The 19,420-nt window shown below is 67.6% G+C and carries 19 protein-coding genes; 9 read left to right on the top strand and 10 right to left on the bottom strand.

Features of this window, described 5'->3' with window-relative positions; all coding sequences use genetic code 11:
• Nucleotides 1-26: 26 nt before the first annotated feature.
• The 3 genes from AB0M93_RS40340 (at nt 27) to AB0M93_RS40330 (ending at nt 3,146) form a co-directional block, all read left to right on the top strand.
• A complete protein-coding gene (locus tag AB0M93_RS40340) occupies nt 27-1,118 on the top strand; it encodes a tyrosine-type recombinase/integrase (RefSeq protein WP_364284667.1) in 1,092 nt (363 codons plus the stop codon).
• Nucleotides 1,119-1,122: 4 nt separating this feature from the next.
• Nucleotides 1,123-1,443, top strand: coding sequence for a helix-turn-helix transcriptional regulator (locus tag AB0M93_RS40335; protein ID WP_364284665.1), 321 nt, complete (start codon nt 1,123-1,125; stop codon nt 1,441-1,443).
• A gap of 383 nt (nt 1,444-1,826) precedes the next feature.
• A complete protein-coding gene (locus tag AB0M93_RS40330; RefSeq protein WP_364284663.1) occupies nt 1,827-3,146 on the top strand; it encodes a hypothetical protein in 1,320 nt (439 codons plus the stop codon).
• A 71-nt stretch (nt 3,147-3,217) separates the two neighbouring features.
• Here the strand turns inward: AB0M93_RS40330 and AB0M93_RS40325 are convergent, their stop codons facing one another.
• The 7 genes from AB0M93_RS40325 to AB0M93_RS40295 form a co-directional block, all read right to left on the bottom strand.
• Nucleotides 3,218-4,111, bottom strand: a complete 894-nt coding sequence (locus tag AB0M93_RS40325; RefSeq protein WP_364284661.1) for a type II secretion system F family protein — start codon at nt 4,109-4,111, stop codon at nt 3,218-3,220.
• Entirely contained in the window at nt 4,108-5,019 is a 912-nt protein-coding gene (locus AB0M93_RS40320; RefSeq protein WP_364284659.1) for a type II secretion system F family protein, read from the bottom strand. Before AB0M93_RS40320 ends, AB0M93_RS40325 begins: the two co-directional genes overlap by 4 nt.
• Nucleotides 5,016-6,431 (bottom strand): ATPase, T2SS/T4P/T4SS family, encoded by a 1,416-nt coding sequence (locus AB0M93_RS40315; protein WP_364284657.1) that lies wholly within the window; start codon nt 6,429-6,431, stop codon nt 5,016-5,018. Before AB0M93_RS40315 ends, AB0M93_RS40320 begins: the two co-directional genes overlap by 4 nt.
• On the bottom strand, nt 6,428-7,270 hold the full coding sequence (locus AB0M93_RS40310) for a chromosome partitioning protein (protein ID WP_364284656.1): 843 nt from the start codon (nt 7,268-7,270) through the stop codon (nt 6,428-6,430). Before AB0M93_RS40310 ends, AB0M93_RS40315 begins: the two co-directional genes overlap by 4 nt.
• On the bottom strand, nt 7,270-7,968 hold the full coding sequence (locus AB0M93_RS40305) for a hypothetical protein (RefSeq protein WP_364284654.1): 699 nt from the start codon (nt 7,966-7,968) through the stop codon (nt 7,270-7,272). Before AB0M93_RS40305 ends, AB0M93_RS40310 begins: the two co-directional genes overlap by 1 nt.
• 96 nt (nt 7,969-8,064) lie before the next feature.
• Nucleotides 8,065-8,985 carry a hypothetical protein gene (locus AB0M93_RS40300; RefSeq protein ID WP_364284652.1) on the bottom strand — a complete coding sequence of 307 codons (921 nt, stop codon included), beginning with the start codon at nt 8,983-8,985 and terminating at the stop codon, nt 8,065-8,067.
• Nucleotides 8,986-9,047: 62 nt separating this feature from the next.
• On the bottom strand, nt 9,048-9,407 hold the full coding sequence (locus tag AB0M93_RS40295; RefSeq protein ID WP_364284650.1) for a hypothetical protein: 360 nt from the start codon (nt 9,405-9,407) through the stop codon (nt 9,048-9,050).
• Between the two features lie 76 nt (nt 9,408-9,483).
• Here AB0M93_RS40295 and AB0M93_RS40290 point away from each other — a divergent pair, with 76 nt between their 5' ends.
• Together AB0M93_RS40290 and AB0M93_RS40285 are read left to right on the top strand one after the other, a co-directional pair.
• A complete protein-coding gene (locus AB0M93_RS40290; RefSeq protein ID WP_364284648.1) occupies nt 9,484-10,242 on the top strand; it encodes an A24 family peptidase in 759 nt (252 codons plus the stop codon).
• 319 nt (nt 10,243-10,561) lie between these two features.
• Nucleotides 10,562-10,948: a helix-turn-helix domain-containing protein gene (locus AB0M93_RS40285; RefSeq protein WP_364284646.1), complete on the top strand. Its 387-nt coding sequence runs from the start codon at nt 10,562-10,564 to the stop codon at nt 10,946-10,948.
• On the opposite strand, the gene AB0M93_RS40280 is transcribed toward AB0M93_RS40285, so the two are convergent.
• Nucleotides 10,945-13,566 (bottom strand): MFS transporter, encoded by a 2,622-nt coding sequence (locus AB0M93_RS40280; RefSeq protein ID WP_364284644.1) that lies wholly within the window; start codon nt 13,564-13,566, stop codon nt 10,945-10,947. The two genes, AB0M93_RS40285 and AB0M93_RS40280, sit on opposite strands and share 4 nt — an antisense overlap.
• A 206-nt stretch (nt 13,567-13,772) precedes the next feature.
• Here AB0M93_RS40280 and AB0M93_RS40275 point away from each other — a divergent pair, with 206 nt between their 5' ends.
• The gene (locus AB0M93_RS40275; RefSeq protein WP_364284642.1) at nt 13,773-14,492 is read left to right on the top strand and encodes a peptidase E; all 720 of its coding nucleotides are present in this window, start codon (nt 13,773-13,775) and stop codon (nt 14,490-14,492) included.
• Here the strand turns inward: AB0M93_RS40275 and AB0M93_RS40270 are convergent.
• The gene (locus tag AB0M93_RS40270) at nt 14,479-15,771 is read right to left on the bottom strand and encodes a helix-turn-helix transcriptional regulator (protein WP_364284640.1); all 1,293 of its coding nucleotides are present in this window, start codon (nt 15,769-15,771) and stop codon (nt 14,479-14,481) included. The two genes, AB0M93_RS40275 and AB0M93_RS40270, sit on opposite strands and share 14 nt — an antisense overlap.
• Before the next feature lie 137 nt (nt 15,772-15,908).
• On the opposite strand from AB0M93_RS40270, the gene AB0M93_RS40265 reads away from it, so the two are divergent.
• The 3 genes from AB0M93_RS40265 to AB0M93_RS40255 all read left to right on the top strand — a co-directional run bounded on the left by AB0M93_RS40265 (nt 15,909) and on the right by AB0M93_RS40255 (nt 17,869).
• Entirely contained in the window at nt 15,909-16,313 is a 405-nt protein-coding gene (locus AB0M93_RS40265) for a hypothetical protein (RefSeq protein ID WP_364284638.1), read from the top strand.
• A gap of 38 nt (nt 16,314-16,351) precedes the next feature.
• Entirely contained in the window at nt 16,352-16,699 is a 348-nt protein-coding gene (locus tag AB0M93_RS40260; RefSeq protein ID WP_364284637.1) for a hypothetical protein, read from the top strand.
• A 360-nt stretch (nt 16,700-17,059) separates the two neighbouring features.
• Nucleotides 17,060-17,869, top strand: coding sequence for a helix-turn-helix transcriptional regulator (locus AB0M93_RS40255; RefSeq protein WP_364284635.1), 810 nt, complete (start codon nt 17,060-17,062; stop codon nt 17,867-17,869).
• A 188-nt stretch (nt 17,870-18,057) separates the two neighbouring features.
• Here AB0M93_RS40255 and AB0M93_RS40250 read toward each other — a convergent pair whose 3' ends face one another.
• A complete protein-coding gene (locus AB0M93_RS40250) occupies nt 18,058-19,413 on the bottom strand; it encodes a hypothetical protein (RefSeq protein ID WP_364284633.1) in 1,356 nt (451 codons plus the stop codon).
• Nucleotides 19,414-19,420: the final 7 nt, after the last annotated feature.

Raw genomic sequence — 19,420 nt, 5'->3', positions numbered from 1 at the left:
TGGTTGGTCGTCTCCGATGAAGTGGGGTGCCTGTGGCGCTGGCGGTGGTGCGCTCGCTCGGGTCCGGCCGACGGCTTCGGACGCCGCAGGAGCTTGATGAGTTCGAGCAGGAACTGGTCGACCAGTACGCCCTGGCGATGGTCGGCGCCGGGCTGACCGACAGCTATGTGTCCCGTGAGCGCGCAGTCGTGTTCGACTTCATCCACTTCCTCAGTCGTCCAGTGTGGACGGCAGAACCAGCCGACGCCGACCGATACCTCGTCTACCTCCGACGTGAGCGCGGCTCGGCGAAGGCCACCGTGCGACACAAAGCGTTGTCGCTGGCCGGGTACTACGACTTTCTGATCTCCCGGTACCAGGGTGACATTCATGCGCTGACCGGTCACGTGGTCAGCCAGCCGATCGATGAGCACAATCGGCCTGCTCGCACCGAACACGGCGCCGGTCGCGTACCGCCCTCGGAGTCCGAGGTCGACACCCTGTTCAGCGCCTGGGCCACCAGTCTCAAGGAAGCACGCAAGTTCCTGCCCGCGGCACGCGACTACTTTGCCGCATCGCTGTGGCGGCGGGCAGGCCTGCGAATTCAGGAGACAGTAATGCTCGACATCCGCGACTGGCGCCCTGACCTCGGCGACTACGGAAAGCTTCATGTCCGGTTCGGCAAGGGCAGCTGCGGACGCGGCCCAAAGACCCGCCTGGTCCCCGCGATCAACTCCGTTGATGCCTTGATGTCGTGGTGGTTCATGGACATTCGCCATCAGTTCGGCGACGACTGGGCCGATCCGGACGCCCCGATGCTGCCCAGCGAACGACGTGATCGCGAGACCGGAAGGTGTCTTCGTGCCGGGGATGATGCTTTGCGTTCGGGGCTGGCCGATGCGGTGTCCCGCTGGCTCCCGGCGTGGGCAGGCACGCTGACGCCGCACGGACTGCGACACTTCTGCGCCTCGTCGCTCTATGCGCACGGCATGGATCTCAAGGCCATTCAAGACCTGCTCGGCCATGAATGGCTCTCGACCACGACTCGATACATCCACGTCCAGGCCGAGCACATCGAACAAGCTTGGGACGCAGCGAACAATCGCGTGGCCGCTCGTCTCGCAGACGAACAGGAGTGACCCGGTGCTGTGGAATCTGCGGCTCAAGGCCGCCGAGCGCGGGATCTGGAAGTCCACCGAGCTCCGCCGGCGGCTGGCCGAGGCCGGCCTGGAGATCAGCGCAGGCAAGATGTCCGGCCTCTGGACCGGCACCCCGACCACCATCCGGCTCGATGACCTCGACATCATATGCACGGTTCTGGACTGCCTACCCTCGGACCTGTTGATCTGTGAGCCCGAGAAGGTCGCTGCTCGACGGCCCGCCCAGCGCGAACGCACGACCGCGGACGGTGTGCCTGTCGTCCGTCCCCGGCTCGGCCGCAACCGGACGACACCACCAGCATGACCAAGGTCCGACAATGCGCCCGATGCGGCGTGAAGCCGCGCCCCTACTACGGGCGAGAGTGCTGCTACGACTGCGTTCCGCGAGTATGGAAGCGGCCGCCGCGTTGCAAGCGATGCGGCTCGACCGACAACTACTACACCGGAAATCTGTGTCACCAGTGCCATCGACAGGCACCGGTCGTCGAGTCGTGCCGAGACTGCCTGGGCTGGGGCGTCACCCGCACCTACGGCGGCCTCTGCCAGGGATGCCACAGCTGGCACAAACGACTTCCCGAACCGGTTGCGCCATGTCCGTCGTGCCTGCGGCTGGTCATCGTCAACGCTCGTGGCTACTGCCGCTTGTGCTGCCGTCAGGCCCACTTGGTCCGGCCAGCACACCAGAGCATGGACGTTCGCGAGGCCAACAGGCTTGGCCAGCAGCTGTTCCTCGCAGACATGTTCCGCGAGAAACGGCCCGACCCCGTTGCCGAGTCCAACTATCCGCGCAGCTGGCCAGTGCGCTATCCGGTGGCTCACCGCCAGCTGACCCTGTTCGACCTGCCACGGCGACATCCACGCACGCGACGGTGCCCCCCCGACCCACCACTGCCGGACCTGGAAGCCGCATTGGAGTACGCGCTTCTCGATCACGCTGCGAGCTTCGGCTGGCGCGACGCGCTCATCGTCAACGCCCGTGGCGTCATCCGAATTCTTCTTGCCCTCCAAGACACCCCAGGAGCAGCCATTCCCGTCAGCGACGTTGCCGCGGTCACGAAGGGACGCGGGGTCGACAACCTCAAGTCGGTCCTGGAAGTCCTGGCCTCGGCCGGAATGCTCGACGACGACCGGCGACCCGCCTTGGATGGCTTCTTCGCTCAGCACGCGGCACGACTGCCTGAACAGCTCGCCCGGGAGTTCGGCCAGTGGTTCGACATTCGGCGGCACGGCACCACAACACCGCCTCGTTACAAACCGACCGGCGAGTCCACACTCCGTCGCCATGTAGCCAGCCTCGGGGCAATCCTGAGTACCTGGGCCGAAGCCGGCTACCAATCGTTGCGCGAGATCGACCGGCAGGCCATCCTCGATGTCCTTCCTGACGCCGCCACAGACCAGCGGCGAACTCTGTCGGCTGTGCGCGACCTGTTCCGCGTCCTCAAGGGCCAGCAGGTCATCTTCACCAATCCAGCCGCAAGATTGCCCCGCATCCTGGTGCGGGAAAGCGAACCCATGCCTATGGAACTCACCAAAGTTCGTGAGGCGATCAACAGCGGCAAACCAGTCCGCGAAGCCCTGGCCGCACTTGTGGCCTTTCACGCGCTGCGGTCGAGTGAACTGAGGCACCTCATGTTGACCGACCTTCACGACCACCGACTCCACATCGGACAGCGAACAATCCTCGTGGCGCCATACGTTCAGGAGAAGATCGCCGCGTGGCTGGACGAACGCGCACGACACTGGCCCAACACGGTCAACCCGCACGTGTTCATCAACGGACACACCGGTGTCAGAACATGCACCGTCACACCAAGCTGGATCACCAACACCATCGGCGCGTCCGCTGACGCAATCCGCCAGGACCGCATCCTGCACGAAGCAACGGCGACCGACGGAGATGCCCGCCGCCTCAGCGACTTCTTCGGTATCACGACACAAGGCGCCGAGCGCTACGTTCGCACAGTCACCAGCCACACCACCAGTTCGACAACCCAAGGGTTCTCGTAGCATCATTTCAGCACCTCCGTCCTTCGGTTCCGACCGATCAAAGCTTCAGAATTCGTGAACTCACGGGAGTTTCATAAGCCGGCCAGCACGCTGGCAAGGGCCGGATATCCGATGAAGACGAGGAAGCCGATGAACAGCATCACCACGGGCAAGCTCATCCGTTCGGTCGCTGCCTGGGCATCGCCTTCGGCATCGGTGAGTTCGCGAGTACGCAGTGCCGCGGCCTTGGCCGCGAGGCTCGCGCGGACGCGGGCGCCTTCGGTACCCGCGAGGCTGACCGACGCTGCGAGCTCGGAGAGCTGATGCACGTCGAGTTCGCCGCCGAGCTGGCCGAAGGTGGCCCACGGCGTGGTGCGGGTCAGCTTGGCGGTGATCAGGGCGCGACGAAGTTGCTGGAACGCCCAGCCCTTGCCAATCCCAACCGCGTCCGACAGCGCGCCGTCGACACCGGCGCCGCCTGCCAGCAGGACCCGGATGAGGTTCAGGTAGGCCGACAACGCGTGCCGGAAGGTGGAACGGCGCCGCTCGGCCTCCTTTCGAACGCGGATGTCCGGGAGCAGGAATCCGCCGAGCCCGAAGAGGAGACCGGCGACCGCGGGAACTTCCCAGGAGAGGCCGACGTCGGCCACGACAAGCAGCACCTGCATCACGGTCGGCAGCAGCAACCCGGCCAGCGCCAGCGACGCCTTCTCGGCCAGGTGGTGCTCGATGCCCTTACCAGTGACCGCGAGGTCGTTGCGTAGCTTGCTGTTGGGCAACCCGAGAGCAGCCAGCGGCTTGACGAACGGACGGCCCACCTGCAGCGCCCAACCGTCGGATTCCGCGGTGAGGATCGGCAGCGGCGCCGGCGCCGCGTGCAGCCGGTCGACCAGGGCCCGCAGCGGCGGCCGCGGCGGGAACACGTAAACCACAAGCGCCCACAAGCCGACGCCGAGCCCGGCTCCCCACAGCAACGCCTCGATCATGATGACGCTCCCTTCCCGGTGAGCAGGCCATCGGCATCGGGATCGTGCTGGCGGATCGCGCTCAGCTCGGTCAGGAACCTCTCGGGGTCACGCTGGCGCACAATCCGTCCGAGCCAGGTGAAGGCGACCGTGAACAGCAGGCCGACGAGCAGCAGCATGATCTGTCCGAACGCCGAGTCGTAGGGGACGAGATAGCCACGGTTGAGCAGCACCAGCCCGACCGCGAAGACCAACGTGGTGATCACGACGACCCGCACGCTGGTCCGGGTGCGAGCACGGCCGGCCTCAACCCGCATGCGCATGGACGCCTGCTCGCGTGCCTCACCAGCCAGTTCGCCGAGCAGATCGGCCAGCTGCCGGGCCTGGTGCTCGGCGGCCAGCACGAGTGCGGAGATCACCAGATCAGCGGTCGGGTCACGGAGCTGATCGGCGAGGTGGCGTAGGGACGGTGCGAGGCGTTCGCCGCGTCCCAGCCGGACGGCCAGCTCGGTGATCTCCTCGCGGATCGCCTCCGGGCAGGCCGGGGCGGTAGCGAGGATGGCCTGCTCCAGTCCGGCCGCGGCCACGAGGGTGTCGCGCAGCATCTCCGTCCACCCGGCGATCGCCTCGATGCGTTGGAGCTGGCGCTGGTGGTCGACGTTGGAGCCGAGGATCCGCGGCACCCCGACCACCGCGACCACGGCCAGGATGCCGCCAACCACCCAGCCGGTGACCATGCCCACCGCCAGGCCGACCAGCATGGCCATGACGAGCAGGCCGACCTGCTTGCGGTCGTGCCGTGCGGCCAGCCAGGTGCTCAGCCGCGACGACGTCGCCACACGCGCAGGTCGACCGCCCAGACCGGCGACGATGAGCAGGGCCCCGACGGCGAGACCGCCCCCAAGCACCCCAAGCAAGACGATGGTCATGGCGTCCACCAACCTTCGCGCCGCTCGAACAGGTCCGGGTCATAGCCCGCCTCGACGAGCAAGTCGACGGTGTCGGTGCGCAGCGGCGCGCCTGGCACCGCGCGCACATCCGGGCCGGGCCGCCAGACCTCGTTGCTGATGATCTGGGCACCGTCAGCACCGACGACTTCGCGGATCGATGAAACGACACGCTTGCTGGGGTCGTCTCGGGGCTTTTCCAGGTGCACGACGAAGTGCAGCGCGGCGGCGACCAGGAGGTTGGTTGCCTCCATCGGTAGCCGCTCCGGGCCTTGCACCGCGTAGGCGGCGAGCTTGGTGAACGCGCCCTGGCTGCTGGAGGAGTGGAGGGTGCCCATGCTGCCGTCGTTGCCCATGGACATCGCGTTGGTCAGCGGGATGACCTCGGGGCCGCGGACTTCGCCGACGATTACCCGGTCCGGGCTCATCCGCAGGGATTGCCACACGAGGTCCGACAGCGAGATCTCGCCTTGGCCCTCGATGTTCGGTTCGCGGGCCTGCAGCGCCACCACATCCGGGTGGAGCTCGGCGTCCTCGCCGAGGCCGAGCTCGAAGACGTCCTCGATGGTCACCAGGCGCTCCCACGACGGGATGGCCGAGGCCAGGCCACGCAGCATGGTGGTCTTGCCGATCGCCGTGCCGCCGGTGACGAGGATGTTGCGCTTCGCCTTCACGAGGGCTTTCAGGAAGCTCTCCAAGGCGAGGTCGATCGTCCCGTTCTTGCGCAGGTCGGAGAGGGTGACCTTGGTGAACCGGTGCCGTCGGATCGACACCGACGGCCGCGCGGTCACCGCCATGACCGCTGAGACGCGCTCGCCTCCGGGCAGCTGGAAGTTCACGATCGGGCTGCCGCGGTCGAACCTTCGCTCCTCCACGCCGGAACGCGTAGCGAGATCCCGGATGAGCTCGATCAGCTCGGTGTCGGAACCGACCACCGGAGGCAAACGCTTGCGACCACCGTCGGCGCGCTTGACGAAGACGCGGTCGCCGTTGATGTTGATGTTCTCGATGTCGGTGTCGGCGAGCAGCGGTTCCAGGCCGGCCAGGCCGAAGATCTCGTCGAGGACCTGGCGGATCACGCGCTGCTCGACCTCCGGGGCCACGAGAATCCCGCCAGCCGCGGAGTTTCGCAGCTCGGCCTGCGCGTGTGCCTCGGCCGCGTCGGTCAGGATGGCCTCGGCCAGGCGACGTCGTGCCGGTGCGTCCATCGCCGGCCGACCGGCGGACTCGTCGGCCCGGACGCGGTGGCTGAGCTGGCTGGACAGCTCGTCGCGCAGGTGCTGCCGCAGGCGTTCCACCGCCGCGGTCTCACCAGCGGGCCGGTGCGGAAGGTCTGTCGGCCCAGGCACGTGCGGACGGCCGTTGACCGGCGCAGCCAGGTCGGGGCGCGTCATGGCGTCGCCCCGTTCCAGATGTGCGGGCCGACCCGCTGTGGGGGTACGCCTGGCACCGACTCGCCGACAACCGCCAGCCGCAGGTGCGGTGTTCGGCTTCCGTCGGTAGTAGTCGGCTGGCGCCCGTGCGCGTGGAGGTTCAGCGCGATCGCTGCCGCGGCCCGGCCGAGCGCGGACTTGTCCGCCCCGCGCCGGCCTGTGCCCTGGCCGCTGAACATCGCCGCGCCCTTGGTGTCGGCGGGCACCCGGCCCATCACCGGGATCTGCAGCGTCTGCGAGACCTCCGCAGTCGGGTAGCCGTCGCCCACCAGGACGAGGCACGGTCGGCGTGACCACTGCTGGGCGGCCCGCAGCTTGAGCGCGACGTGGGCGAGCTCGTCGTCGTGCGGGCGGGAGAGCAGCAGCATCGCGTCCGCACCGCGGACGATCGGCAGCGCGGGAGAACCGGGATCGACCCGGCCGCAGTCGGCGATGACCACGGTGTCCGGCTGGCCAGCCGCGCGACGCAGCGGCGACGAGACTCCGGAGGCCAGCACCGCGAGCGCTGCACGAGCTTGTTCAGCGCCGACCGGGCCAGGCACGACCCGCAAGCCGCCCGGCAGAGGCTGGGAGTGCTGGACGAGCAGGCTCGGGTCGGCACCTCCACGGCCTCGGGCGGCTGCGGCCAAGCTGACCAGGCCCGGTGTGTCGGGCAACCGGAAGCGGGCCATCAGGTCGCCGCCGGCCGGGTCGGCTTCGACGACGATCGGACTCTGCTGGGTCGGCCAGCAGGCCCCGAGTGCGGTCGCCAGGGTGGTCGCACCAGGCGAGCCTTTGAGGGAGCAGACGGCGATCAGCATCAGCGTCCTCCCCCGGCAATCGCCACGAGGCTGAGCTGGCCCGCCGGGGCCGAAGCCAACGCACGAGCGTCCGATTCGGCCAGCTGCAGGGACACCACGGTGATCTGCTCGGTCTCCCGGGCAGCGACGGCGGCCACCACCGCGGTCCACGACGACGTCTGGCCGAGCGGCGTTCCGACAGCTGGGCTTTGCCCCGGCGTCGCGAGGACCGCCACCGTGGTTCCGGGCGCCAGGTCGGGCGGAAACTGTCCCGGCTTGAGCCCCACCGCCGCGACGCCCTTGCCGGGCGCAGGAATCTGAGGAACGCCAAGGACCGCGCGGGTCACCAGCGAACCGACGGGCAGGCTGAATGCCACCGGCCGGCCGACCACTGTGGACGCTGCCGACGCGGGCAGAACGTCCAATCCGGTATCCACCGCCATACTGACCTGCTTGAGATCCTGAACCTCGAGAAGCTGGCCCACGGCAACGGCACGGGCCAGCGCGACGACGCTTTCACGGTCGCCGAGCTGCATCCCTGCGAACACGCCTCCGGCCGCGCACACAGCGACCAGCAGGACGCCGAGCAGCAGGTGGGGCACGCTGCGGCGCCGGCCTCCACCACTCAGGCGTGCGGGCGTCTTGCCATCACGGCTCGCCCACGAGTTCAGCGACGCGGGTTTCGCGTCCGAGCTGGTTGAACTTGCGGTAGTGGTCACCACCGACCTCCTCAAGGCATGACGCCATCGCGACGCGTCGACTCGGATGTTCGACGTGCCCTTTCTCGATGGGGATTGTGTTGTGCGTACCGGACCTCAGCCGGTCGCGATTCCCTGGCTCTCCGCCACACGGAACGCCGCCGAGGCCGAGGTCGTCATGTTCGGGAACGTGCCGCCCGTGCCTGCGCCGGACCACGTCACGGTCCAGTTCACCGTGGCGGTCACCGGGAACGCGTCCGAGCGCTGGCCGGCCGAGGACGTCTTGTACGTGTAGCCGCAGTCCGGCGACGCGCTCTTCGGGTCACCGCCTCCGGGGAACTGCGAACCGGGGCCGGTACAGGTCACCGACCCACCCTCGCCCATCGACCAGGTCACCGAAGTCGGCTTGGCGACCGCGGTCACCGAGACGCCCGGCACCGACGCGGTGGCCGACACGTCGCCCCAGCTGCTCCGGTCCAGCCACAACCAGGTCGGCAAGGTGACCAGCTGGTCGCCAGCCGGATTCGCTTTGATCTTCGGCGCGGGCAGACGCAGCTGGTTCCGCGCCTGCGCGGCGAGCTCAGCAGGCGACGGCAGCGGCGCCGGACCGGGCTCACCGTCCGCGATCCAGACAGGCGGCCGGTACAGCGTGTCCCGAACGCCGGGCCCGGTGCACTTGTAGACGTACCAAGCACCGGACGGCGGCTGCGCGCCCGCCAGTCGCCGGTAGACGGCGGGCACCGCCGTGGCCGGCCCGGTCTTCGACAGGACGTGGTAAGCGGCCGGCTGAGCGCTCCCGGGCGGTGGTCCCTGGTATCCGCTGCGCTCGTAGCCGCATTGGGCCAAGTTGCCGCCGCCGATGATCGTGTCGCCGCCGGGATCCGAAGGTCCGCCGCCGGAGTTGTGATGTCCTGGGCCTCCGGGCTTGTTCGGCTGCTTGCCGTGGTCGTCGCCCTGCTGCCCGCCCTTGCCCGCTCCGAGTTCGCAGCCGGGGTTCGGGTACTGGCTGCAGTCGGTGTAGCCCCAACCGCTTGCCAACGCCGGCAAGGTGGCCAGGACCAAGGTGGACGCCGTAAGACCTGCTATCGCGATTCCACGTCCTAGCACGACCCGACTCCTTCCACTGCGAAGCGGGTGACCCTCCACGATCCGTCTGCTTGCTTCTTGACCTCCGCGGTGATCGATCGTCGCCCTCCCGGCGAGTCATTGAACGGCGAACCATCCTTCTTGTACTTCACCCAATGGGTGTCATCCCCACAGTCCGAAACCATTACGGTCTTCGGGTTGTCCGGAGGCTCTTCCTTGATGACCTTGGGACTCGTCGTGGGTTCGCCCTTCGACACCACGCCGTTGAGGTGGTCGGTGTAGAGGCTGCGGTTGATCACACCGAGCGCATCGCCGGTCGCGTACTTCACCATTTCGGGTGACTGCCAGTCCGACGTCTCGCTGGCTTTCACCATGGCACGCCACATCCCGGTGTAGGCATCGATCGCCTGCTGCCGTGCGGGGGCTGGTTTCGGAGTCGAGGACGAACTCGTGCTGAGCGGGCTCGACGCGGATGTCGACGGGGCAGAAGGACCGTCGCTGGAACACGCGCTGAGCGCGAGCGCGGCGACGCTCAGCAAGATCGCGTGGGTTGGCACCTTCGTCCATGATGGACGCACCGCGCCTGATGGAGTCGACATCATTCCGCTACCTCTGTTCGTCCTGACCGGCATCACGGCCGCCGTCGCGGTCGTGATCGGCGGTGCGCTCGTGGTCCGTACTCCCCGCCTGCAGGTCGCGGCGCAGCTCGTGATCGCGGCCGCACTCGTCGGCGCTCTCGCCTGGCGCGCTCCCGGCGTGGCGCAGTTCGCTGTATCGACGAGCGTCGCGGCGTTCGGGGTACCCCTGACCTTCGCCGACGCGCACCACCGTCGCCTGCCGAATCTGCTTGTTCTCGGACTCGCCGGTTCGGTCGGCGCCGCCGTCATCACGATCGCCGTCCTCGACCACGAGGCCGGTTCGCTCGCTCGCGCCCTCGCCGGTGCGGCCGTGACCGCTGCCTTCTTCCTCGCCGTCTACTTCATGGCACCGGGCCAGCTCGGCGGCGGAGACGTGAAGCTGGCCGTTCCTCTCGGCGCGGTGCTCGCCTGGTTCGGCTGGCAAACGCTCGCGCTCGGCAGTCTGCTGCCCTGGCTGGCCGCCGCGATCGCGGTGGCGATCATGCGTCTCGGACGCGGCCGGACCCCGGTTCCGATGGGACCTTTCCTGGTCGCCGGCGCGCTGGCCGCCATGCTCCTTGCCGGCGGGTAACCGATCGACCCGCTCAAGCAACTCAGCTGACGTCATTTCAGCGTCCCTCCCCCGTACGCCTTCGGTGGTGACCGGCCGGCCTTCTCGCCAGACACGGCCGGCCACCGTCCTCTTCGATTCCTCTTCCGTTCCCAGGCGCAGGAGCCCGGGGGCTTTTCGGTTTAGCGGGCTGACCTCGGCTGAGTGCAAGGTAAGTCGACGGGTGAGTCTGGACTCAGTCGACGGATCTTCACTCGTTCGGACGAAGGTGTCCTGTCCAAAGGACGTCAAGATCTCGAACGGGGCAAGCCGGGCGGCACTTCGTGATAGGTCTGCTGGTGTGGCTGACTGGGACGTGCCGTACCGGCAAAGCGTGCACGAGGTGCTTGCCCTGCTGCGGGGTGATTGGACCGTCGCCGTCCTCGCAACCCTGGCGCTTGGCGAACTGGAGTTCACCAAGCTGCGGAACGAGGTGAACGAGGCTGAGGAGCGCTCCGGCTGGATATCGCACTCGAAGCCGCTGACGGCTCGCACGCTGACCGACACCCTCCGGCGGCTCGAGCAGGACGGGCTCGTCGAACGACGCGCGGAGGGCAGCGCCTTCTCCAATGTTTGGTACAAGCTGTCACCCGACGGCCGCGCGCTCCTGCGCGCGTTGCGTCCGTTGGCCACCTGGTCGCAGCAGCGACACGACCAAGCTCGAACCGACAGCCGCGGCCATCGCTAAGCGGTCGTCTTCACGACTCGGACCTGGTTGCGCCCGGAGTCTTTCGCCGCGAACAGCGCGTTGTCAGCGGAGATCAGGACCTCCTCCAGCGACCTGCCCGCTGAAGGGAAGGCAGCTGCACCGATCGACACGCTGACGTGGAAGCCGGGGCCGGAGTCCGGCTCGATGGTGGTGCGTTCGACGTGCTCACGGATTCGGTCCGCGATGGCGTGGATCGCATCCGGCGAGCTGCCCGGCAACAGCACGACGAACTCCTCGCCACCGAACCGCCCGCAGAGGTCGTCGCTCCGAACCTCGCTGCGGATCGCGTTGCCGACGAGCACGAGCGCCTTGTCGCCGGTCAGGTGGCCGTGAACGTTGTTCACGTCGCGGAAATGGTCAATATCGATCATCAGGACGCCGACGTCGAAGCCGTGCTGGCGAGCGCGGTCGATCTCCTTCGCTGCGATCGCGTGCCAGCTTGCGGCGTTGAGCAGCCCGGTCTTCGAATCAGTGGTCGAAGCGTGCTCGAACTGGCGGATCAGGACGCTCCGATGCAGCGCATAAAGCGGCAGGAACAACACGATCACAAGCCACGGGCGCAAGGTCAGGAGGACCGCCGTCAACGCGCCCATGCACAACGTCGCCAGCTCGAGGATGTTCTCGTTGAGCGCGCCGAGCATCCGCTTGAACGAAAGGCTCCGCCTGGCGAGCGCGATCGCCACGCCGACAATCGTCGAATTCGCGGCGAAGTAGATCGCGATGACCAAGGCCAAGCCGACCGCGGTCCAGACCCCGGCTTCCTGGCCCGGCGGCACGACGCGCAGCTGCCGAGCAGCCCACCCCGCGATCTGGCAGGACAGGATCACGTTCGCCGTGCTGAAGATGACCCGGTGCGCGTGGATCCCGGCGACGCCCCGCCAACTGCGCAGCCACAGGTGCAGGTACAGCAGCACGGCGACGAGGGCCGCCAAGGCGGTCGGGAGGGTGAGCGCGGCGGCCAGGGTCCACACGGACGAGAAATTGACGTGCGGGGTGTCCGAAAACCGCCGTCGCCGGCGCTCGACCCGGCGGGTCATCTCCGCGGCCAGGATGCCGAGCCCGACGATCAACCCGCAGGACACGACATCCCGCCATGCCATCGGGGCGCCCGCGTCGATGACGACGGCAGCTACCGCAATGGCGTCGATGACCAGCAGAAACACCGCCGCGGGCCGCGGCAGCAACCAGATAGCCCATCGTGACCAACCAGAGCGCTCAGCGACCCCCTCCTTCGGCATACTGATCTCGCTTCCGTTCCCAGGGGAGGACCCGAGGTCCTCGAGCTCCGGCCGCCGCACCTCGGCACCTCCCGCCGCCGGACGCTCCGGGAGGGGGTCACTATGCGTAACAAGGACTTCTGAGCGCGCTGAATCCACCGGTGCGGGCTCGTCCTCGACAGTTCTCGCCTGCCGAGGTCGAGCCGCCCACCAGACGAAACCGGCCGCGAACGCGCAGAGTGACGCCAACGCCCCCGATGCGGCGACGACGAAGACAGGATCGATGCGCTCGGCGACCACACCGGCGCCGAGGATCGCGATGCCCTGCGAGCTGTAGAGGCAGGTGCTCAGCCGTCCCATCGTGGTGCCGCGACGCGCGTCCGGCACCAGCTCGACGACGACCGCCTGCAGCCGAATCAGGTAGATGGTCGACAGCGCACCCGAGACCGCCCAGAGGCCTGCAGCCCACCAAGCGCCTGGTAGCGCGAGGCAGGCGATCAGGGGCAGGCCGGACACCGCCGCAGGCACGACGACCAGCTTCGCCGTGATCGCGGTATCGGGCCGGAGCCGGCTGGCGAGCCAGCCGCCGAGCACGCTGCCGACGGGATCGGCAGCCATCAGGACGCCGACCCCGATCGACGTCAGGCCCACCGCGTTCGCGTACGGCGCCGCCAAGCCTTCAGGTACTACAAGAAATCCGATCATCGCGGCCAGCATGTAGACAGCGACCATGCGCGGGTCGCTGCCCGCCGCCGCTGACCGCAGCGTCGACTTGGTCTCAGCTCGGCTGACGGGACGAGCTCGGACCACCGCGGCGACCACGACGGCGCTGACCAGGAACGTCGCGGCGTTCACCAGCAGGGCGCCGCTCGTGCTCAAGCTCGTCACGAGCAGGCCGCCGAGTCCGAAGCCGGCCACCTGGGCGGCTTGCGTGCTGATCTGCCGGAGGCCGAGACCGGCCTGGTACAGCCCGTTTGGAAGCACGTCCGGCAGGAGCGCGAGTTGAGCGGCCTTGAACGGTGCCGCAGCCATGGTCAGGCAGCCGATCAACGCCCAGAGGATCCCGAGCGGCATCCCCGGCACGGCCATCGCGGCCGCCAGCACGGCGCGCACGACATCGGTCACGACGATCACCGTCCGGCGTGGATAGCGATCCGCCAGACCGGAGAGCAGGAAGCCGCCCAGGACCGCCGGCACGAAGGTCAGGGCGTAGGTCAACGCCGTCAGCGCCGCCGAGTCCGTGCGTGCGTAGACCAGCAGTGCGAGCGCGACCCGCGCGACCTGGTCGCCGAAGACCGACAAGGCTTCGGCGAGCCACAGCGCGCGGAACTCACGACCGCCCAACGCCGCCGCAAAACCACGGTGTCCGGTTTTGGTCATCGGCCCTCCCCACCGCCGTCGAAACTCGCCCGGCAGGCCCCCCTACCTGGAAGAACCACGGTATGCCCGCTCCGTGTCCGCGTGGGCACTGCTAGCTACTTATCACCCGATCGCAGCATGATCATCACTGTGCGCTAATAGTTCGAACGGCTCAGCCCGAGTCCTGCACGCGGCGCACAGCCGCAAACCCATGACACGATCACGACGTGACCGCCAGCGCGCCGACCATCCTCGCGACGTCGATGGGCCTTAACCGCGCCCGTGAACCGTGGCAGCCGGGACCCGTGTTCGACTACGCCGTCGAGCTCGCCCGTCCTGCCGGGACGCCGAAACTGTGCCTGCTTGCCACCGCTGGCGGAGACCAGCGGGAGACGCTCCGGCTGTTCGAAGCCGCTTTTGCGGATCAAACTGTGGAGCTGTCGCACCTGGCCCTGTTCGACAAGCCCAACGTGGACGACGTGGCTGCGTTCCTGCATGAACAAGACGTGATCTGGGTGGATCGCGGCAGCCTCGTCAACCTGCTCGCCGTGTGGCGGGCTCATCGACTGGACCAAATCCTGCGCGAGTGCTGGGAGGCGGGCGTGGTGCTGGCCGGCGAGTCAGCCGGCTCGCTGTGCTGGTTCACCGGCGGCACGACGGACTCGTTCGGTCAGGTCGAAGCCGTGTCCGACGGCCTTGGGCTGCTGCCGTACTCCAACGCAGTGCACTACGCCGACCGGCGCGACCAGTTCCAGCAGCTCATCGCGGACGAGACGCTGCCCGCCGGATACGCCACCGACGCGGGTGCCGGACTCCATTTCGAAGGCACCGAGCTGGTGGCGGCCATCAGCGACCGGAAGCAGGCTGGCGCCTACTGGGTAGAGCAGGCACCGGACGGTACCGCGCAGGAAACGGTGCTGGAGGTTCGCCGCCTCAAGCGGTCGTAGCGTCGCCGCGGAGCCGGTGCAGCACGTCGGCCACCTCGCCCCGCTTGTGCCACTGCCGCAGCACCGGGACCGCCCGGTGCAACTCACTGCGGGCCGAAAGCGACTGCAAGGTCGCGGCCTCGTCGATCGCCTGCCATGCGTAGCGCGCGGCCTCGTACGGCTGCCCCACATTCGCGTAGGCGCGGGCGAGCTTGGCTCGGGTGATCGTGGCGGTCCGGGCCGACGCGTTCGACAACGTAGCCAGCCGTGGTTCGAGCACCGTGATCGCCGATTCGCCCTTGCCCAGGTAGATGTCGCAGGTCGTGCGGAAAATGGCGTAGAGGTCGTCGCTGACGACGCTTCGCTGACCGAGTTCCCGGCCGTCCTCGCTCGGCTTGGCCAGGAGCGCCATCGTCTGATCCAGGGCCCGGGCGCTCGCGTCTGGCTCCCAGGCCAGCGCATGTCCGAAAGCCATCTGCTTGGCAGCCAGACCGCGGATGCGCGCGGGCGCGCCGGGCATCTCGAAGGCCGCAGTGGCGTGGTCGACGGCGCGGCGGCCGTCGCCGGCGAAGCTGACGGCCATCATCGAGCGGCGGACGAAGGTGTAAGCCGTCATGGCCGTCCAGCCGCTGCTCTGGGCCCACTGCGTCGCCCGGTCCGTCCAGAAGAGCGCATCTTCGGCTCGGCCAGCTTCTTCGCTGAGCCAGCTGAGTGACTCGGCGTAGCGCGCCTGGAGAGCCAAGTATCCGCGCCTCAGCGTCGAGTCGGCCCGGCGACGCAGTCCGTCGAGGACGGCGACCTGGGAGGTCAAGGCGTCGAGCAGCCGAGACGGCGGCAGGATCCGGGCAGCCGCCTGGTACTGGTCGAGCGCCTCGGTCAGGACGGCCAGGGAGTCCCGATCAGCACGTACGTCGCCCAACGCCTGCTCGAGCCGGGCCAGCGTGGGACTCGCAAGGAGACCGATACCCAGGCTGGCCAGCAGGTCGCGACGTGAGATCGGCACGGACCCACCTCCTCCCGGCACCTGGACGTGCAGCACGTAGTCATCGGATACCCGAACGCCCGACGAGGTACACGACGCCGCGTCTCCGCTGGTTAGGAGGCTCTTGACTACGCCGCCGGTGTCATAAATGGACTCGAGCCGCTCGGCAAGCCACGGGTGCAGCCGACGCCGGCCCGATTCAACGTAGGACAGCTGCGATTCGGCACACCCGGCCCGTCGCGCCACGGCAGCCAGCGTCAGTTTCCGAGCCCGCCGCAGGTCCCGTAACACGGTACCCAGCGCCGCGTCCCCTGGCATGGCCCTCTCCTTGACAGTTCTTCACAACCGCCCGTGATTCCTCGACTTCAGATAGTCAACCACACAATTCTGCTGGTCAGGAACCCAGCTGCCGGTAGATCGACCACCGGCACCGACCACATGAGAAAGGGCCGCCCATGACCGCGGTGATTCTCGACGCTGAACCCCTTGCGGCACCCGCCGGTGCGCTTGCGCCAGGCGAGCCGCTTCCCGAGTTGGGGCAACCGTTGGCGTACGGCTACATGCGGGTGCCCGCCCACGTACCGGACCACAAGGTGCGTGGGTTGGAACAAGCCGTCGTTCGGTTCGCCGAGAACAGCGGGCTGCATTTCGTCGGCTTCTTCCACGAGTTCACCTGTGGTGCGCGGGAGGCCCTCGACGAACTGGTGACCGAACTGGTGCGGGTCGGCGCGCACCACGTGGTCGTGCCGAGCCTCCGGCACCTGGCCTTGAACACGTTGCTGCAGGACGCCATGTGTGAACGCCTGTTCCTTGACACCGGCGCCTCCGTGTTGGCAATGCGTCAGCGGGCCGAGCCGTGAGCGGGCAAACACCCCAGCTGGTCCGAGCGCTCGCAGGCGTGGCGAAGCATGTGCCGCTTGTCTCGCGCGAACTCCTGGGCGAGACGATGCCCGCCGATAAGCAGCGCGAGTTCGCCAGGCTGCTCGAAGGGCTGGCGCGGCTCCTGGTCGAGCACGCGAACGAGCAAGAGCCCAAGGAATCGGCAACCCTCGCCGACCGGATTGCCACCACCGGCCGCGACCTGCTGAACGTAGCGAACGAGGTGGAGGCCGAGACCTTCACCAATCGCGATTTTCAGGAGGTCGCCGGCATGCTCCGCGCTTTCGCCGAAGTGCTGGAACTGTACGGTGACAAGCTGGGCGGCCCTCCCACGCCTCCGGACCCGCCAGAGCCGCCGAAGCCGTGAACGGCTGGGGCGTCTTCGTCCTCGTCGTCATGGCCGTGCCGGTGGTTCTGATCGCGGCAGTATGCGTGGCGGACGCTCGCCACAACCGCCGCGTCCGTGACGACCCCAGCACCAGCGTCGAGGGCATCCGGCGGCGATTGGCACAAGAGCAGGCCGAAGCCGAGCTCGCCAGCCGCCCCACCGAAGTTCTTCCCCGAATTCAGCCGCCCGAGGGCCCCCAGCATGCGCGACGGTCGAGCCCACTGCCACGTCGGCCTCCGGAAGACCCCGGCCAGGTGACCATGCAACGCGTCGTCGAAGGACTTCGGCGTCCGCCATCGAACCGTGAAGAACCTGACACGATTCCTCTGAGGAGACATCTTGACCGCTAGCCCACGACCACCGGCCCTCCTGGCGGCCAGCATCGGCTTGCGCGAGGCGCGGATGAGCCGCAGGATCAGCCTCCGCAAGCTTGCGACCAAGCTCGGCTTCCACCCACAGAACCTTTCTCAGTGGGAAACTGGCGGCCGGGCTCCTACCGAAACCGACGCAGCATGGATGCTGGGGTTTCTCCGAGTCAGCCGGGAGGAATACCAGCGGATCATGGAGCTCGTCCGCCACTGCAACGACAGTAACTTCGTCGAGCCGGTCGACCCCGCCGCTGAGCCTCTACTATGGACGTATGAGCGCAGGTCGCGAATCCTTCAATGGGCACCACGGATTCTTCCCGATCTGCTGCAGACTTCCACTTACACGCGCGCAACGCTCAGCGGCGAGAGCGACATCGATATCGAGGTCTTCCAGCGGCGAGTCCGACAGGACGTGCTGAGCGGCGAACATGACAACCAGCACCTGTTCCTCCTTGGCGAAGCGGCTCTAGTGGGCGGCCCTGCCTCGCCACCTGCGCCCCAGGATCAGCTGCATCACCTGAGATCACTAGCAAGCCGTAATACTGTGGCGATAAGGATTGTGCCCGCCGACGCCGGGCCGTGCGGGCTGATCGACCCGTTCAGTGTCTTCGAAGACGAAGAACGCCGACCAACCGTCGCGCTGCGACATCACCACAGCAACTTGTACATCACGAGCCCACCCTTGGCGGGACGATATCGCGAGACCATCGATCAACTGAGAGGAGTGGCCCTCGACGCGCCGGCTTCGCTCGAGTTCCTGCACCGCCTCGGCAACGGCTGAGCAACGAAGAGCCCCGAACGACAAGGGGCAGCGGGTGGCCGACCGGTTGACGAGCATGGACGCAGGGTTGCCCGGTTCGGCGCATGGCAATCCGGGCACGGAACGACTGTGCTACCGGGCCGTCCGGCAGCAGAGCGGCCCACTGGTAGGACGGAGCCCGGGCCACTGCCGCTGCGACGAACGTTCGGCTAGCGTTTGATCGGGGCAGCCGCCCAGGGCACGGGGTCCGAATCACCGGCCCAGCCACCCGGTCCGAGCACCGTCTGGTAGGAGCCGTTGTAGCCGAGCCAGTGCAGGATCAGCAGGTTGAGGTAATGACGGGTGAGGAACCACGTGTCCGCGGCGAGGCCCTCCAAGTGGTAGACCTCGTCCTGCGGGGCGTTCGGATGCACCAGCCGGTTGCGGATCTTCGTGATCACAGCCGGTCCGTCCAACGGCGCATCCATATTCGACTCCATCGCAGCGAACCGCGCGAGCGTGGGCTGCCGAGCCGAGTCGATACCGGCGCCGATGGCCGCCGTTTCCAGAAGCCTCCGGATACGTCCATCGGTGTGAAGTTTGTCGTACTGGGTTTTACTCAATTCGCCGCTCAGCTTGAGGGTTACCCAGCTCAGCAACTCCAAAGCCGAGAACGCGGTCATCGTGCGTTGTTCGACCCGGCCAGCGTGGTTCACCTCGATAGCCATCGACAGCAGAAACCGGGTGGTGTCGCTCCGATCCGGGTCCGCGAAAGCGGAGTGCACGCAGGACAGAAGATCGAGAAGATCGTGTGTGTACGTGTAGTGCAACCACGCGAGACCGTAGCTGCGCCCCGGATCACAGAAGACCTGGGCCCACTGCTGCCACACCGTCGTTCCATTCGAATCGATCCCGACCGGAGCAGCGGGCCCGACCCAACGCCCGAAGGCGAACGACATCCCGAAGTGCAGGGCTTGCTGGAGCGGCTTGAGGTCCGTGGCGGTGAACTCCGCGCCATCGAGCCTGCCGATCTCCATCACGTGGGTTGCGGCAAAGTTGTGCTCGCTTCCCAGAATTTCCCACACACGCGCGTGGTCTTCGCGACGATCGAGCGTGATCTGCCAAGAACCAACCTCGAACCGCCATCGACCCGTCCACCACGACTCACCACCGCCTTCGTTGCGATGGAGCAGCGTCGGGCCGTGGATCGCCGGGAGATTCATCCAGTGAAGCAGTACTCGTTTCAACAGGGTTGTATCCAGGCCCACCGACTGGTTCCTAACCCACCCTTCAGCAGGACGACGACGCATGCCCACCACATCGTGAAGTGCCGAAGCTTGGTGGACTCGGAGCCGTACTTCCGGTTCGCTCAGCCCTTTCATCTCCCACCGTAGTGGTACTTCATCGAGCCGCCAGACGACGTCGAGCCGCGAGCCACACCTCAACAACACGCGACCGAGTAGTTCCTGGCCGTCGTCATCAGCTAAAGGGCCCTCGTACAGCACGACGTCTTCGCCGGGCTCGTTGAAGGGATACGCCGGAACCAGCGGATCCTCACCGCCGTCAACGGATGCCAAGGTCACCATCTTCGAA

It is taken from the genome of Amycolatopsis sp. NPDC051102, assembly GCF_040682815.1.
Classification (GTDB): domain Bacteria; phylum Actinomycetota; class Actinomycetes; order Mycobacteriales; family Pseudonocardiaceae; genus Amycolatopsis.
Note: the sequence above shows the minus strand (reverse complement) of the source record. Positions and strands in the feature narration are given on the sequence as shown.